The sequence below is a fragment of the Lutibacter agarilyticus genome (assembly GCF_900188235.1).
In the GTDB taxonomy this organism is placed as follows: Bacteria; Bacteroidota; Bacteroidia; order Flavobacteriales; family Flavobacteriaceae; genus Lutibacter; species Lutibacter agarilyticus.
Genome location: NZ_FZNT01000010.1, coordinates 1 through 16,186, shown reverse-complemented (window position 1 = coordinate 16,186; position 16,186 = coordinate 1). Strand labels below are relative to the sequence as shown.

Genomic DNA, 16,186 nt, shown 5'->3' with positions numbered 1-16,186 from the left:
TAATAACACAAATGACTTAAATCATACTTTACATGTTTAATAAAACCTATTTTAGGGATGAAATAAATTACCATCTAAATTATATTTTACAGTTGCATTTTAACCTGAAAAAAAACTACTGAAAATTGTTTTGTAATTGACACAATAAATTGGCATCAATGAATAGAAAGCCTACATACAAAGAGTTAGAACAACAATTAGAAGAATTCAAAAAGAGTAATGCTGATAAATTCAACCAACTCATTAAAAATTCATTTGATATATTAGTACTTTTAGATGCTAATGGAATTCAGCATTATGTTAGTGAATCATGTGAGCGAATTTTAGGTTTTAAGCCAGAAGAATTAATTCATATTTCTGTTATCGAAAAAATGATTCATCCGGAGGATCAGGAAAAAACATTGGCAGGGCTCAAAGCCATATTAGAAAATGATACAAACGGTGGTGTACATTACAGGCATTTACATAAAAATGGTAGTTGGGTTTATTTGGAAGCATTTGGAACCAATCAAATTAATAATCCGTTAATTAAATCTGTAGTACTTAATGTTCGTGATATTACCGAACGGAAAAAAACGGAAAAAGAATTGTTAGAAATTAGCACTCGTTTACGTGAAGCTAATCGCACTAAAGATCGTTTTTTTTCAATAATTGGACATGACCTAAGGAGTCCGTTTAATGGTATTGTTGGATTTAGCGAAATTCTTTTAAACCAAATACAAAAAAAGAACTATAATGCTATTGAAAATTATGCCAAAATAATTCGAGATTCTTCTGAACGTGCTATGAATTTACTTACAAATTTATTGGAATGGTCTAGAACACAAACTGGAAGTATTAAATTTAATCCAGAGAACTTTGAGTTTGTTGCTACGGTAAATGATGTTGTGGATTTATTGAATGATTCAGCGCAACAAAAATCTATATTTATTTCAAAAAAACTACCTCAAAAGATACATTTAATAGCTGATAAAGCTATGGTGAAAACCATTTTAAGAAACCTTATAACCAACGCAATAAAATTCACAAATCCTAGTGGTAAAATTACAATTAGCATTGAAATTAAAGCGGAAGAATTAATTGTTTCAGTAACTGACAATGGTATTGGAATTGAAAAAGAAGATCTCGCCAAGTTGTTTCGAATTGATTATAGCCACTCTACATTAGGTACTAATAAAGAAACAGGTACAGGTTTAGGCTTGTTACTTTGCAAAGAATTTATAGCAATGCACAATGGTTCTATTTGGGCTGAGAGCAATAAACTAGTTGGAAGTAAATTTAATTTCTCATTACCTCAAAAACACTAAAATGGGAATTTTAAAATAAAAACTAACACCTTGTAATACAATAAACGGTTGTGTTGCAAAATATGCATTCGTACATTAATAATTAACAGTTCTGATTCAAAAAATCAGGAGTTTAGTAACATTTTCTTATTCTTTTCTCTCATTATTTTTTCAATAATTTTAAAAATTTGCTTTTTATTGTTTTTAAAAAAATAAAAATATTTTTCAATTTTATTGTGCAAATTTCTATGCTTTTTCAAAAAAATCTTGTTTTCAGTTGCACTGTTTTTTGAAATTAAATCCGCTAATACTAATTCATGCTCTTTAATAAGTTTCAATAATGTTTTCCCATTTTTTTTCTGGGTGGTTAATTCATTTACAAAATATTCAATTTTTTTATATAAACCCACATGTAATAATTCTATATAATTGAAACTTAATAAATGTTCTAAAAAACGAATTTCATCTTCTATAAAATTAACTTCAGATTTCCAAAGCCTTGCATCGTTATGCATTTCTTCTATGGTTTTTTCTGCACCCTGCCAATCTTTTTTTAGTTTAGTTTTCATCATAAATAAATTTTTTATTTCACTAAGTACGTTAAAACAAAAGGGGTTTTAAATGATATCAATCAACCAAAAAACTTAAATTAAACACACACTTATTCTAAATTCTTTTAGTCTGCATACCATTGAGGAATATCATTTCAATTTAGCCCTTCTAGTTCTAATTTTAAGTATACCCCAAGTTAAGTATGAAAGCACCAAATCAATTTCCAGGCTTCTTGCTCTTTAATAATTGCTTTATTGAAAAAAAACAGAAACAGGATATCAAAAAATTTAAACACTTTACAATGGCACTAAATTTTGATCACTTTGCAACCGAAGCAGCTACTTTTATGAAAAAGTACGCTAAAAAATTACAACTGGAAGATGATATGAGTAAAGCGGGGAGAGTTTTATCTTCAGTTTTACACGGATTACGTGAAATAATATCTACTGAAGAATCACTACAATTATTAGCTCAACTGCCTATGTTTTTAAAAGCTGTATATGTTAATGGCTGGACCACACATATCAGAAGAAATAAAATAAAAAAAATGAGCGAATTTATTGAATTGATTCGAGATTTTAACGGTGTAACTGCTTGGCATGATTTTGAATCCGATGCGCAAGCAAAAATTTACATAAACAATACATTTAAATTATTACGTATGTATATTTCTTTAGGAGAATTGGAAGATATTAGAAGTGAATTGCCTAAAGATCTTAAATCTATCATTTATAAAAAAATGATTATTTAAATCTATTTTTTAACACAACAAGCTTTATAATTTAAAAATTAAAAACATGTTTAAAGACAGAGAAGAAGTTGGTGAATTACTAGCTAATAAGTTAATAGAATACAGCAATAATAAAAATGTTCTGGTTGTAGCAATACCAAGAGGAGCCGTTTCAATAGGAGCTATTATTGCTGAAAAATTAAATGCTCCGTTAGAAATTGTATTGTCTAAAAAAATTGGACATCCTTAAAATAAAGAATATGCTATTGACGCAGTAACATTAAAAAGTCAAACCTTGAATGATGGTTTGATTGGAATTTCAAACACCTATATTGAAGAGGAAACACAACGTATTAGAACTATTTTAAAAAAAGACTTCAATTGTATTATGGTCATAAAAAACCCTTGGATTTTAGAGGTAAAATTATATTGTTAGTTGACGATGGAGCAGCTACAGGAAGTACATTGCTATCAAGTATTAACTTGATACATCTAAAAAATCCAGTTGAAATTGTTGTAGCATTGCCTGTGGCCTCAAATTCCGCCTATAAAAAAATAAAACAAAGCCCTTATATTCATCGGGTAATTTGTTTATTAATTCCTAGTAATTTTAATACTGTTGGGCAATTTTACGAAAACTTTAATCAAGTAAAAGATGAAGAGGTTATTCAATGGTTGAAAAAAACAGCTGAAAATTTATCTATGAGTAACTTAAATACCTAACTAAACATAAATAGTTCAACTGTAATTTTATTTAATGATAAGAATTCTGTTTTGAATCGTATTTTTTTAAGAAAAAGAAACGAGCGATTAAAATCGCTCGTTTCTTTATGAAGTGCTAAAATTTGTATTCAATGTATTTATCCAATTTCTTATGTTGGTCTTATGTTTACCAAAACTAAAACTGGTTACTACTGAACTAAATTATAACCCTTATAGCTAAAACTAAATATGATAAGAAACAGGAAGCCTAAACCTCCTGTTTCCCTTATGAAAAGATTTTAGTAACTTTTTGACATTGAAATGATCTTTCAAAAAATTTTTACTGCTAAAAATTTAACATACTAAACCAAACCCATCAATTGTATCTAAACCTCTTCATTATACTTTTTCAACTTTAAATTCAAAGAACTATTAAACTATATTACAAATATATATGCTAATTCTGACCAAAAAAATGACGACCATCAATTATTAATATGATAGTTATCATTATAAATATTAATAAAAAATAATTCCATAACCTTTATTCAATAAAAATATTCCTATAAAAAACAGTAGTATATAAATTAATTGAATAAATTTAATATTGATATAACTTAAACATTTAACTGTTTGTTTTGGAAAAATAAACAGTGTTAATCCTATAAATAAAGCTAGCCAACCTATTAGTGTAATAATTATTCGATAATCACGCTCCCAAACATCGTGAAATAAAATATTTAAAAGGCCTATAATAATTGCTTGAAATGAAGCCAGGATTACAAATTTCTGATCTTTTAAATCGTCCATTATTTGCAATATGCGCTTAGGATTGAAGCTTAATATTAAGAAAAAAACAATTAAGTACCAACCCCAAAATTTCGCTAAAAAAAGTGATATATCTTCCATAATATTCGCTTTTATTCGTGTAACACTAAGAACGGTATTTTTGTATGGTAGCTTATATCTTCAACAGTTGGCTTAAACAAAATACGCTGAAAAAGATTGATGTTTTTTGCTATCATAACCATCATATCAATATCTCTACTTTCAATAAAACACTGAATTCCTAATGCTACTTTTTTATTGGTAACCAAATGAAAACTATGTTGCTCATTTGTAAAAATATTGTGTAGTAATTCTTTATTTTCTTTCTGAAAGGCTGTTAATTCTTCTCCTTTATTTGCCACATGCAATATTCTTATTGCTGATGTATGTTCTTTTGCTAAATCGATAATTTCAATTAAAATATCAGGATTGTAATAAATATTATAATCTGTTGGAAACGCAATTTCTTTTGGAGTGCTATATGTTGCGTTTTCTGGAACTATTAATACCGGACATTTTACTTGAGTAATTAAATCGGCGGTATTACTTCCTATAATCATTTCTGTAAGTCCGGAAGCACCTTTTGTACCCATTATTATAAGATCAATTTTTTTTTCTTTAACAAGTGTTTTTACAGCTTCAATAAAAAAATTATAACTTGAAATTGTGTGAAACGTATGCTTTTTATTAGGGTATAATGTATTTATTTTTTTTTCTGTCGTTTTCAATTCAGCTTTTGCCGCCTTTATTAGGGCTTCTTGAATTTCGAGTGATGCACTAATAGGCGCATCACCATTTACAGGTAATGTATATAAGCTTACATTCAACAGGTAAAAAGTGCAATTTGTATTTTTAAAATATTCTAGCCCATAAACAATGGCGTTCCAAGAATTTTCGGAAAAGTCGGTTGGAATTAAGATGTTTTTCATTTTAATTATATTTTAAGGTTACTTAAATTTAGTAACTTAAAATATCTTGTAAAATGATATATATCAAAACTAAGCTTATTGCGAAACTATTAATTCACCTTTTTTAATTTTTTAAGATCCAATATTTCAATATTATAACCATTTATTTTAATTAAACCTTCTTTTTTAAAGTCGGAAATTGTTCTAATAAAAGTTTCTGTGGCAATTCCTGCAATACTTGCCAAATCACTTCTAGAAATTTTTATAATATCGTCATGATTTTTCTTTATTTTTTCAGTAAATTTTAAAATAGTATTGGCTGTTTTTTTTCGTACAGAGCTATATGCCATTTGTAATAATTGTCCTTTAAAATCTGAAACACTGTCATTTAAAAGATCTATTAATTCAAATGTTACATTGTGGTTGTTTTTTAAAACTAACTGTAAATCCTTTTTAGATAAACGTTTTAATGTTGTTTTTTCAATGGTTTTTGCAGACTCTAGGTAAGGTAAATTTTGCGAGAATGTAGTAAAGCCAAAAAAATCGTTTTCTTTGTAAATTGCTGTTATTAATTCTTTTCCTTGCTCATCAGTATTAAATGTTTTTACAACACCTTCATTTATTAAATAAATATAATTTGAGTTTCCACCTTCGTGATAAATAATTTCATTTGGCATAAATGTATATTCATCAAGTTTTTTATAAAATATTTTTTTTAGATGTTCTAAGTCTTTTATAGGAGCTTCTAATTCTTCCGTTAATTCATTTGTTGGCTTTCCTCCTAAACTTTCTTTAATAATTGCAATCTTTGCAAGCCTACTTTCAATAGCTGTAAACAATTCAGATTCATCAAAAGGTTTGGTAATATAATCGTCTGCACCTAAGTTCATTCCTTTACGAATATCTTTTTGTTCTGTTTTTGCAGAAAGAAAAATAAAAGGAATATGCTTTACATTTTTGTCTCTTGAAAGTAATTGCAATAAGCCATAACCATTTAGCTCAGGCATCATAATATCACAAATAATAATATCTGGAATATGTTTTTTTGCTTGAACAAGTCCGCTTTTTCCTTCGGAAGCGCATATAACTTTGTAATTTGCTAATTCTAAAAGTTCTGCTGTATTTTCTCTTACAACTTTATCATCCTCAATTAATAAAATTTTTTTCATAATTCATAGGCAATTCAAATTTAAACATAGAGCCTTCATTTTCTTTACTTCTAAAGATAATGGAACCTCCTAAATTCTCTAAATGGGATTTTACAATATTTAATCCAATACCTGTGCCTTGGCTATTTAAAGCATTTTCGGCTCTAAAATATCGATTAAATATAAACTTCTGATCTTTTTTGGGGATTCCAATACCTTTGTCTGTAACTTTAAAAACAATGGCCTTTTTTTCTTTATAAAATTCTAAATTAATAGTTGTATCCTGAGGTGAGTATTTTATAGCGTTGTTTATAATATTTGTTAAAACCAATTCTAAAATTTTTTCATCTTGATACAATATATATGCATCTGAATTTTTAGAAGTATTTATTTGTTGCCCAGGTTTTAATAGTAAATTGGAGTTATAAACAACTTCATTAACTATTTTACTCAAGTTAAATTCAGAAAATTTATAAACTACCTTATTTGATTCTAATCGTTCAATAGACAAAAAATCATTTATAATATTATTTAAATAACGAACTTTATTTGTAATTATATCAATGTGTTTATCCCTGTTTTGTTGTTGGTCTTCAAGCTTATATTTTCCAAATAAAGTAGCCGAGGTTAAAATACCACTTAACGGGGTTTTAAACTCATGAGAAACCATCGAAAGAAACTTTGTTTTTAGTTCATTTAATTCTCTTTCTTTTTTTAAAGCATCTTTAATTTGTATCTCTGCTTCTATCCTCCTTTTTATTTCACTTTTATAATCTTTATTTAATTGTTTTAACTGGTTTATGGTATTCTCCAATTCTAACGTTCGCAGTTTTATTTTTTTTTCAAGTTTAGAGTTCAAAAACTTAATTTTTCGTTCATCATCCCTTCTCTTGGTAATATCAATAATTAAAGCTATAATGTAAGTACTTCCATTTACTTTAAATGGATTGAGGCCAATTTCTATAGGAAATTCTTTATTGTTTTTAGTTATTCCAACTAAATTTACATTATTAGAAATTTTTCTAATACTACTTTTTTTTAGGAATGCATCAAAATGCTTTGGATGTTCTAAATGATATTTTTTTGGAATTAATATTTCTATTGGTTGATGAATTAATTCCTCTTTTTTATAACAAAACATTCCCTCAATTGAAGCATTTGTAGCAGCTATCATTCGTTTTTCGTTAACAACAATAACTCCTTCAGGAATCGCTTCAAAAAGAATATCAAAAATATTTGGATTCTGATGAAACATAATACATTACGCTTTTTAACATAGTTATCTATAAATTTCGCAAAAAAAAAATTAAAATTCTAATTTTTAAGTGGTTAATTTGAAATTATTAAAAAACTTGTACATATTAAAACCGCTATATTTTTAGCACACAGGTAGCAAAAATTAAAAAAGATAATTTGATTTTTATGGAAGAAAAACTAACTAATAGCATCCTTTATTATAGTTTCGTATCACTTGCTTGGCCTAATTCTTTTAATCTTTTTATGTGAGATTTTAATGCAGCTAAAAAACTTGGTTTTAAATTATAATTGTAGCCAAAATTAATGGCTGTTTTTTCAATAATTGGCGCAATTTTACGGTAATGAACATGACATATATTTGGAAATAAATGATGCTCAATTTGAAAATTTAAGCCACCAACATACCAGTTTAAAAAAAGGTTATCTCTCGCAAAATCTGACGTAGTGTTTAATTGATGTACCATCCAAGTAGTATGTATAATTCCATCTTTATTTGGCAAAGGTTGTTTTGTTCCTTCAACTACATGAGCCATTTGAAAAACAGTACTTAAAATACAACCAGCCAACCAATGCATTATAAAAAAGCCAAAAATTACTTGCCACCAACTAAAGGGTGTTAATATAATAGGAAGCCCTATAAAAATAACTAAATACATGATTTTCACAAAAACCATTTTAAGAAACTCATACATTATATTTAAGCTAGATTTTACTAGTTTTACTTTATAAAAATATAATAATTGTGTAAAGTCTTTGGTTAATTTCACAATGGTCATTAGTCCATAAAAAAAGAATGCATGAATGTATTGGTACTTATGAATTTTATGCAATGGCGCATGTTCACATAAACGAATAGGACCTTTGGATGCTATGTCTTGATCATACCCATCTACATTGGTATAAGAATGATGTAAAAGGTTGTGTTGTATTTCCCAATTCAACACATTACTTCCTAATAAATACATGCTTGCTCCATAAAAAGTATTTACCCATTGTTTGTTTGAATATGAACCGTGTACAGCATCGTGCATTACACTCATTCCAATACCAGCTAAACCTACACCCATTAAAACAACCATTAATAATGCTACCCAATTATTTATAGACATTGTTAAAATAATTACAAAAGGAATCAAATAAAATGCTAACATTATAATCGATTGCATATACATGGCTAAATTTCCTTTCTTTGAAATTTTATTTTCTTTAAAATAGTCGTTTACATTTTTACGCAATGCTGTCGTAAATTTTTTTTGATGTAAATCGTTGCTTACAAATTTAATAGTTTTCATAATTATACCGCTAACCTACTCTAAATTAAGGTTTAAATATTTTTTTTGAAATGATTTTCATCAAAATTTAGTACCATATCGCATTAAAACAATGGCAAGCTATTTAAGGTAGCCAACCTTATCTTTTATAGGAGGCACCTCCCATTCAATCATTTTTTTTAAAAACTCATCAACCTTTTCTATAATTACCTTCTCGGTTATATTTTGAGGTGTATAAATTGCTAAATCAGCATCAGTTTCGTTCTCATTCATATTTGTTGGAATTGGAAATAACATAAATACATTTACATCTCCGCTGTACGATTGAGAAAAAACCAAGGCGCCTCCTTGAAGAAATTGATATGTTGGAATTAGATTGGTTTTATCAATTAAATCTACCGGAAAAGAGTCGAATGTAATATTTACAGCTTCATTGGTATTAATCCAACTAAGTGCCTGTACTCTCCAGCCAATATCATATTTTTTCACAATATCATTTAAGGTTTTAAGCAGTAGATCTCTTGTTTCTGTTTCCCAAAGAATTTTCTTTTCAACCACTGTTTTTATGGATACTTTATAATCTTTAACACGCTCTTCTAAATGTTCAACTTTCATAATTCAAAATTTTAATTACGCCTAAGCTTCTTTGCTTCTTTTGCTTTTTGTTTTTCTAATTTTTTAAAATAACCACGCGTTAAAAAATTATGTTTTAAGGCTTCTAAATTTTCATTTAGTTTAACACTACTTACTTCTAAATTTTTAACAATTGCATCTATACTTCTAACCAAAGTACTATCGTTTAGAATATAGTTTATAGTCCCAGAGCCGCTATTGGCACTTAATAAAACTTTATTTACATTTAACATTAAGCTATCAATTCCACGACTTGAGGTTTCTAAATTTGTAATAATTGATTTTAATTGCGTTGCCGAAATAGAATCACTAAGAAGAACGGCCGCAAAACTTTCATCGTAATTTACTGCAGTTATAATGTTTTTTATTTCAACCATGGTTTTATTGGCATTTAAACTCATACTTCTTAGATTTGAGGTGGTTTTTTTTAAATTAAAAGCCATTTCTTCATCGGTAATTAACAAGCCTAGCGTTCCTTTCCCTTCTGTTATTGCTGAAGTAATTTTCAGTAAATCAGACACTAACAATGCTGCGTTTTCATTGGTAGTATTTAGGGTTGAAAGCATATCGGTTGTTGTAATTCTACTGTAAGACACAATGGTATCTCCAGGTATAAGAGGAGTAGACGCTTCGCTATTAGGTGCAATATTTATAACCATACTACCTACCAAACCATCTGATCCAATAGCGGCAATGGCATTCTTTTTAATGTGTTTCAACATTTTATTTTCTAAAACCATATCAACGCAAATTGAGGTATCATTTATCATTGTAATGCCTTTTACAGTCCCTACATTAATACCTGAATACCGAACATTATTTCCTAACTGCAAACCGTTTACATTGTTAAAAATAGCGCTGATTTTAAATGTTTTACCAAAAATATTTTGCCTATTTCCTATAAAGTATAGTATAGAGATTAAGAGTAATGTTGATATAACAACAAATACTCCCAAACTAATTTTTTGTGAATTTGACTTTTTCATTTTCTTGTTATTTAAAAAATGCCTTAATTTTTTTATCCGTTGAGTTTGCTAATTCATTAAAAGTTCCTTCTGCATAATTAACTCCATCAATTAATAAAATCATCCTATTTGAAATTACCCTAGCACAATCAATATCGTGCGTAATTATTAATGAAGATGTATTGTATTTTTCTTGAATTGCTCTCATTAATTGAATAATCTCTTTGGCGGTTATTGGATCTAAACCTGTTGTTGGTTCATCATAAATTATAATTTTAGGTTTTAGTATTAAAGCTCTGGCTAATGCAACACGCCTTTTCATTCCTCCAGAAAGTTCCTCTGGCATTAAATCAATGGCTGAAAGCAATCCTACACTTTCTAAGGTTTCAACAACTAATTCGTCTTTTTTTTCATACATTTCTTTGTGTTTCCGCAATGGAAACTCCAAATTTTCACGAACTGTCATAGAATCATACAAAGCACTTCCTTGGAATAAAAAACCTATTTGCATTCGCAAAATATTCATATCAACCTGTTTTAAATCCGCAATATCATTCCCCATGATTTCAATTTTACCACTATCAGGAAACAACAAACCTACAAGGCATTTTATCATTACAGATTTTCCAGAACCTGATTTTCCCATAATCACTAAATTCTCTCCTTCATATAAATCCAAAGAAAAACCATTCAACACATGATTGTCTCCAAAACTTTTTCTCAGCTCCCTAATTTTTAAAACGGATTGTATGTTGTTGTATTTTTTCATTTTTAAATTTCAAAGAATATATCAGAAACAAAAACAGCTATAAAATCGATAATAAACAATAACATAGATGCATAAACTACTGCAGAATTTGAAGCCTCACCAACCCCCATAGTTCCTTTTTTACAGTAGTAACCTTTAAAACTGCCTACCAAGCCAATGGCAAATCCAAAGAAAAAAGATTTAGCTGTAGCGGGTAAAACATCAGAAAACTTTAACGCTTTTACTACTTTATTAAAATACAATAAAAACGAAACTTCCCCTTTTAAATACTCTATCAATGCCGATCCTATCAGCGCAATGGTATCTCCAAAAACAATTAATAAAGGCAACATAAGGGTTGCCGCAACAACGCGTGTTACCACTAAATATTTAAACGGATTTGTACCTGAAACTTCCATAGCATCAATTTGTTCAGTTACACGCATGGAACCCAGTTCGGCACCAATTCCTGAGCTAATTTTCCCAGCACAAATTAGTGCTATAATTACCGGACCTATTTCTCTAACTATTGAAATACTTACCATAGATGGCATCCAAGCAACAGCACCAAACTCCAATAAAGTTGGACGAGATTGTAACGTAAAAACCAAACCTAAAATAAATCCCGTAACACCAACTAGTAATATAGATCTGTTACCCATATTGTAGCATTGACGAAGTAATTCTTTAAACTCAAATGGTTTTGTAAAAGCTTCTTTAAAAAAACGAATAGCGAAAAATGATAGTTCACCTATTTCAAGAAAAAAAGACTTAATATTTTGTGATATTTTAAGTGAAATTGCCATAAATAAAAACTTTAGTCAAGATTCACTTATTGAAAGTAGGAAGAATCCTATTGTTTTGAAATGATATTCCTCAGCTTGAAGTGTTATTAAAAATAGAAATATTATAAAAAACAATAGCAGTGCTCAATACAATTTGTTATGAAATATTACCTGAACAGGTATTACGCTGTTTTTAAAGAATTAATTCCCAACTTAATTTAAGGGTAAAATACCTTCTTCTTCTAAAGAGCTTACTATAGCATCTACACAATCTTTAATGGTAGCTTTTATTTTTTTTGGATCAATAATATCATACGAAGCTACCCAAACTAAAGATTTTTCAGTTTTACTTTTTAAATCGTATAACGATATTTCTATATGGTAAACTTTGTATTCCTGATAAATTTCATCGTCAAAATATACATCTTGATGTAAATAGTAATAGGGACCAAACCTATTAAATCTTATATCATTTCTAAGCAATTCGCCTCGGTAAGTTATTCTGTTTTCATACCCTTTAACTGCTGATATTAAAATAGCATCGTAGCCTTTTTCCAACAAGGTATCAATTTGTTCTTCAATATCCTCTTCTGTTTGCTTTAAATTGGTGAAAGAACGCTTAAAAATAGTAGTTCCTTCATTGGCCATAACACCTTTGTGAATAAATGCCAATTTCAATTTTTCTTCATAAATTTTTCGAGCTGTTAGATTAGGAGTTATGCCTAATATCAGTACCTTACTGGGTTGATAATTCACATACTCAGGATTCCTCCAACTTTCATTAATTCTAGTTGAAGAACAACTTAAAAGTATAAAAAAAACGAATATAATTACCCAGTTTTTCATATATCAATTTATTTAATTAGATGATAATAAACACTTAACCCAAAGCGGTCTTAAAATTAATTTTAAGACCGCTTTGGTTATTTAATATCTATATAAAATTACCTTCAATATCGGTTTTTATTTTAATGCGTTTGTCTCCATTTTCTAAAGTAATTTTGTAACGTTTAGAAATTTTACCAAAATCGTAATAATTTACTAAATAGGTATCTTTAGCAAAGGTCCAATTTGGATATTGTTTAGCTACAGATTCAATAACTTCTCTTGGTAATTTCACATTATTAAATCGTTCAACAGTTCTTATAATATTTCCGTCACTATCATACGAAGCTAAAACTTTACCTTGTGGAATGAAAAAGGAAACTACGTACGAATCATTATCTTCACTATAGAAGTCAGCTGATTTTAAATCAAAATTAGCAACCTTTTCTTCTAATTCTGATACTAATACTGAAGCATTTTCAAGACCTACTTTTGTTAAATATTTGTAATTAGAAGCTGAGACAACTACTTCTGAAAGCTCCTCAACCTGAGCCTGTGCTTGGATGGCAAATCCAATAATAATTAAGCCAATAATTAATTTTCTCATGACTTTAAATCTTTTAAATAAATTTATAATTGAAAGTATTTTTAAAAATACTTCACTTTTCTTTGATGAAGGTATGATAGAAACCTTTAGTAAAAAATGAGTTGAATCAGTTCTATTTATGATGTTTATCAGCCTACATAAAAAAGTATTCTCAAAAAAACTATAAAATGCTACAATTATTTTAAGAATACTTCAAACCAAATTAACTATCTATTAAATGAATAAAATTAGATAACCATTGCCCATAAACTATGTGAAATTTATAAGACAACTCCTTAAAGTAAAAAGATTAAGAAATTTTAACCTCTTTTGGTTGTAGCTTTTTAAACTTTTCATTTTTTGATTTACTAAATTTAAGAACTCCAAGGTAATATTCTTCTAAAATTTACTAATAACATAATTCTGAGTTTTTAACTATCTAAAATTACCCTCATAATTATTCACTCAAAATGATATTCCTCAATTTGGTGTAAAACCACATTACATAAAAAAAAACAGCTAATTAACACATATCATTGCTACAACTTAAAAAATATTGTTATTTCACTATAAATAAACAAGTTATGGTTTTAACAGGTAGTATACTCGTATTTCTTTTAGTTGTATTATATGTATTATTAATGCCTATCATTTTATTTATTGACACAGATACCAATGAATATTATGTGCAGGTTAAAGGATTGGCAAAAGCAAGCTTAGAACCCATTAAGATTGAGTTGTTACGAGTAAAACTAAACGTGTTATTTATGACTTTTTATTTTTACCCTTTAAAATACAAATGGTCTAAAAGGAATAAAAAAGAGCAAAAATCTTTCAATAAACAACCTGTAAAATTTAAAAAAATAGTGCGCATTTTAAAATCTTTTAAGGTGAAGAAAATGCTCCTAAAAATTGATACGGGAGATCCTATTTTAAATGTAAAACTGTACGCTATATTTTCATTATTAAATTATTCCGCAGGAAACTTTAGTGTGAATTTTAAAAATAAAAATCAATTGGCACTGCATATAGAAAATAGGCCGATTGATATGATAAGATCATTTATTAATTAAAAAATAAAAATTATGGAAGTACATTTTGACGAATTATTAAAACAAATTACAGACTTCATAAAAACTGAAGTAAAAACAGAAACAGTTGTTGGACAGCCATTTGAATTGGGAGAATTTAAATGTGTACCGGTAATAAAAGTCGGATTTGGATTTGGATCTGGCGGAGGAGAAGGTTTTCAAAAAAAAGACCTTAAAGGTGAAGGAATGGGTGCTGGAGCAGGTGTAGGAATTGAACCTATTGGATTTTTAGTAACTAAAGGCGATGAAATTTCATTTCTTGAAACAGGTAAAAGTCATGGCTTAGCTGCTTTATTTGAAAAAGTTCCTGACCTTATTGAAAATTTAGCTAAAGTTAGAATGACAAAAGAAGCTGAACCCGCTTAATTTTTTAAAAAATTAGTTCAACTAAATTTAGTTAAAGTATTGACTTTGCTTATTTGATATTAATATAAAATAAGCAAAGTCATTTAATTTATTACATAGCTGCTTTGTAAATAGCGATGGCATCTTCTACAGTTACATCTCTTGGGTTACCTCCTGTACAAACATCAGCAATAGCGTTTTTAGCCATCGCTTCAAAATCTTCTTCTTTTACACCTAACTCTTTCAATCCTGAAGGAATTCCAACAGCTTTAGATAATTTTTTAATAGCTTCAATTGCCGCATTTGCTCCTTCTTCATCACTCATATCTAAAACTCCAACACCCATAGCTCTTGCGACTTTTTTCAATTTATTAGCACAAGCAGGAATATTAAATTTTTCAACGTGTGGCAATAAAACCGCATTTGCAACCCCATGAGGTAAATCATAAGTTCCACCTAATTGGTGCGCCATAGAATGTACAAATCCTAAACCTGCATTAGAAAATGCCTGACCAGCAATAAATTGCCCCCAAGCCATTTTACTTCTAGCTTCAAGATTTGAACCATTATGTACAGCTTCTTCTAAACTTTTTGAAATCAATTTAATAGATTCTAAAGCCAAAGCATCACTCCATCCAAAAGCACCTTTAGTAACATACGTCTCAATTGCATGTGTTAAAGCATCCATACCTGTTGCTGCAGTTAAAGCAGCTGGTTTACCTAACATTAAAACAGGGTCGTTTACAGCAATAGAAACCAAACAGTTTTTATCCACCATTACCATTTTTACCTGACGTGCTACATCTGTAATTACGTAATTAATGGTTACTTCACTAGCAGTACCAGCAGTTGTGTTGATTGCTATAATTGGTAATGATACTTTTTTTGACACATGAATTCCTTCATAATCTTTAATATCTCCACCATTTGTAGCTAAAATTCCAATAGCTTTTCCACAATCTTGAGGAGAACCTCCTCCTAATGTTAAAATAAAATCACAGTCATTTTCCTGTAACATTTTTAAACCATTAGTAACATTTTTAACCGTTGGGTTAGGTTGAACATTGTCAAAAATAACAGCCTCTACACCTGCTTCTTTTAAAACTTCTGATACTTTTTCTGCAACACCTAATTGTACCAAAATTTTGTCGGTTACAAAAAGACACTTTTCGTAAGGCAACCCTTTTAATTCTTCTCCAAGATCGTTTAAGGCTCCAGGACCAATTAAACTTAATGGTGGTAAATAGATTCTTCTACTCTCTAACATTTTTATATTTATTTTATTTTTATTTGTTAAATTAAAACGACTGTTAAACTCATAGCTCCTTGTGCACCAACCACTAAACACTGTTCAATATCTGCAGTTTTTGAAGGCCCTGCTATAAAAACGCCAAAAGTTCTTTCTCTTTTTGAAGTTAAAGCATACGCTTCGTGTAAATGTTGGCAAATAGCTGTTTTGTCTAAAACAATTACTAAATCATTGGCTATAAAAGGTAATACTCTTATTGGAAATTGAGTTTCTGAAA

At 28.6% G+C, this 16,186-nt stretch carries 20 protein-coding genes; 6 read left to right on the top strand and 14 right to left on the bottom strand.

What is annotated here, in order from left to right; all coding sequences use genetic code 11:
• Positions 1–158 precede the first annotated feature (158 nt).
• Positions 159–1,307, top strand: coding sequence for a PAS domain-containing sensor histidine kinase (locus tag CHB67_RS14890; RefSeq protein ID WP_089382593.1), 1,149 nt, complete (start codon positions 159–161; stop codon positions 1,305–1,307).
• A 104-nt stretch (positions 1,308–1,411) separates the two neighbouring features.
• On the opposite strand, the gene CHB67_RS14885 is transcribed toward CHB67_RS14890, so the two are convergent.
• Positions 1,412–1,858 carry a hypothetical protein gene (locus tag CHB67_RS14885; protein WP_089382592.1) on the bottom strand — a complete coding sequence of 149 codons (447 nt, stop codon included), beginning with the start codon at positions 1,856–1,858 and terminating at the stop codon, positions 1,412–1,414.
• Positions 1,859–2,139: 281 nt separating this feature from the next.
• On the opposite strand from CHB67_RS14885, the gene CHB67_RS14880 reads away from it, so the two are divergent.
• From CHB67_RS14880 to CHB67_RS14870, 3 genes are all read left to right on the top strand, one after another.
• Complete coding sequence (locus CHB67_RS14880) at positions 2,140–2,589, top strand: DUF2267 domain-containing protein (RefSeq protein WP_089382710.1); 450 nt, start codon at positions 2,140–2,142, stop codon at positions 2,587–2,589.
• Positions 2,590–2,635: 46 nt separating this feature from the next.
• A complete protein-coding gene (locus CHB67_RS14875) occupies positions 2,636–2,818 on the top strand; it encodes a phosphoribosyltransferase family protein (protein WP_089382591.1) in 183 nt (60 codons plus the stop codon).
• A gap of 131 nt (positions 2,819–2,949) precedes the next feature.
• Positions 2,950–3,291 carry a phosphoribosyltransferase family protein gene (locus CHB67_RS14870; protein WP_089382590.1) on the top strand — a complete coding sequence of 114 codons (342 nt, stop codon included), beginning with the start codon at positions 2,950–2,952 and terminating at the stop codon, positions 3,289–3,291.
• A gap of 498 nt (positions 3,292–3,789) precedes the next feature.
• Here the strand turns inward: CHB67_RS14870 and CHB67_RS14865 are convergent, their stop codons facing one another.
• From CHB67_RS14865 to CHB67_RS14815, 11 genes are all read right to left on the bottom strand, one after another.
• Positions 3,790–4,179, bottom strand: a complete 390-nt coding sequence (locus CHB67_RS14865) for a hypothetical protein (RefSeq protein WP_089382589.1) — start codon at positions 4,177–4,179, stop codon at positions 3,790–3,792.
• Between the two features lie 11 nt (positions 4,180–4,190).
• Positions 4,191–5,027, bottom strand: a complete 837-nt coding sequence (locus CHB67_RS14860) for a universal stress protein (protein ID WP_089382588.1) — start codon at positions 5,025–5,027, stop codon at positions 4,191–4,193.
• 89 nt (positions 5,028–5,116) lie between these two features.
• Positions 5,117–6,175, bottom strand: a complete 1,059-nt coding sequence (locus tag CHB67_RS14855; protein WP_089382587.1) for a response regulator — start codon at positions 6,173–6,175, stop codon at positions 5,117–5,119.
• A complete protein-coding gene (locus CHB67_RS14850) occupies positions 6,153–7,409 on the bottom strand; it encodes a PAS domain-containing sensor histidine kinase (protein ID WP_089382586.1) in 1,257 nt (418 codons plus the stop codon). The genes CHB67_RS14855 and CHB67_RS14850 overlap by 23 nt, the downstream gene beginning before the upstream one ends.
• A 199-nt stretch (positions 7,410–7,608) precedes the next feature.
• Entirely contained in the window at positions 7,609–8,703 is a 1,095-nt protein-coding gene (locus CHB67_RS14845; protein WP_089382585.1) for a fatty acid desaturase family protein, read from the bottom strand.
• A 99-nt stretch (positions 8,704–8,802) separates the two neighbouring features.
• Positions 8,803–9,297 carry a hypothetical protein gene (locus CHB67_RS14840; RefSeq protein ID WP_089382584.1) on the bottom strand — a complete coding sequence of 165 codons (495 nt, stop codon included), beginning with the start codon at positions 9,295–9,297 and terminating at the stop codon, positions 8,803–8,805.
• An 11-nt stretch (positions 9,298–9,308) separates the two neighbouring features.
• On the bottom strand, positions 9,309–10,301 hold the full coding sequence (locus CHB67_RS14835) for an MlaD family protein (protein WP_089382583.1): 993 nt from the start codon (positions 10,299–10,301) through the stop codon (positions 9,309–9,311).
• Positions 10,302–10,308: 7 nt separating this feature from the next.
• Positions 10,309–11,049, bottom strand: coding sequence for an ABC transporter ATP-binding protein (locus CHB67_RS14830; RefSeq protein ID WP_089382582.1), 741 nt, complete (start codon positions 11,047–11,049; stop codon positions 10,309–10,311).
• A 2-nt stretch (positions 11,050–11,051) separates the two neighbouring features.
• On the bottom strand, positions 11,052–11,834 hold the full coding sequence (locus CHB67_RS14825) for an MlaE family ABC transporter permease (RefSeq protein WP_089382581.1): 783 nt from the start codon (positions 11,832–11,834) through the stop codon (positions 11,052–11,054).
• 192 nt (positions 11,835–12,026) lie between these two features.
• Positions 12,027–12,659 carry a hypothetical protein gene (locus CHB67_RS14820; RefSeq protein WP_089382580.1) on the bottom strand — a complete coding sequence of 211 codons (633 nt, stop codon included), beginning with the start codon at positions 12,657–12,659 and terminating at the stop codon, positions 12,027–12,029.
• Positions 12,660–12,747: 88 nt separating this feature from the next.
• Positions 12,748–13,245, bottom strand: coding sequence for a nicotinate-nucleotide adenylyltransferase (locus CHB67_RS14815; protein WP_245813569.1), 498 nt, complete (start codon positions 13,243–13,245; stop codon positions 12,748–12,750).
• A 563-nt stretch (positions 13,246–13,808) separates the two neighbouring features.
• Here CHB67_RS14815 and CHB67_RS14810 point away from each other — a divergent pair.
• Together CHB67_RS14810 and CHB67_RS14805 are read left to right on the top strand one after the other, a co-directional pair.
• A complete protein-coding gene (locus CHB67_RS14810) occupies positions 13,809–14,297 on the top strand; it encodes a hypothetical protein (RefSeq protein WP_089382579.1) in 489 nt (162 codons plus the stop codon).
• Positions 14,298–14,309: 12 nt separating this feature from the next.
• The gene (locus tag CHB67_RS14805; RefSeq protein WP_089382578.1) at positions 14,310–14,681 is read left to right on the top strand and encodes a GerW family sporulation protein; all 372 of its coding nucleotides are present in this window, start codon (positions 14,310–14,312) and stop codon (positions 14,679–14,681) included.
• A 91-nt stretch (positions 14,682–14,772) separates the two neighbouring features.
• On the opposite strand, the gene CHB67_RS14800 is transcribed toward CHB67_RS14805, so the two are convergent.
• Both CHB67_RS14800 and CHB67_RS14795 read right to left on the bottom strand, forming a co-directional pair.
• The gene (locus CHB67_RS14800) at positions 14,773–15,927 is read right to left on the bottom strand and encodes an iron-containing alcohol dehydrogenase (RefSeq protein WP_089382577.1); all 1,155 of its coding nucleotides are present in this window, start codon (positions 15,925–15,927) and stop codon (positions 14,773–14,775) included.
• A 26-nt stretch (positions 15,928–15,953) separates the two neighbouring features.
• The coding region (locus CHB67_RS14795) for an LUD domain-containing protein (protein ID WP_176461293.1) at positions 15,954–16,186 on the bottom strand (233 nt) is incomplete at its 5' end.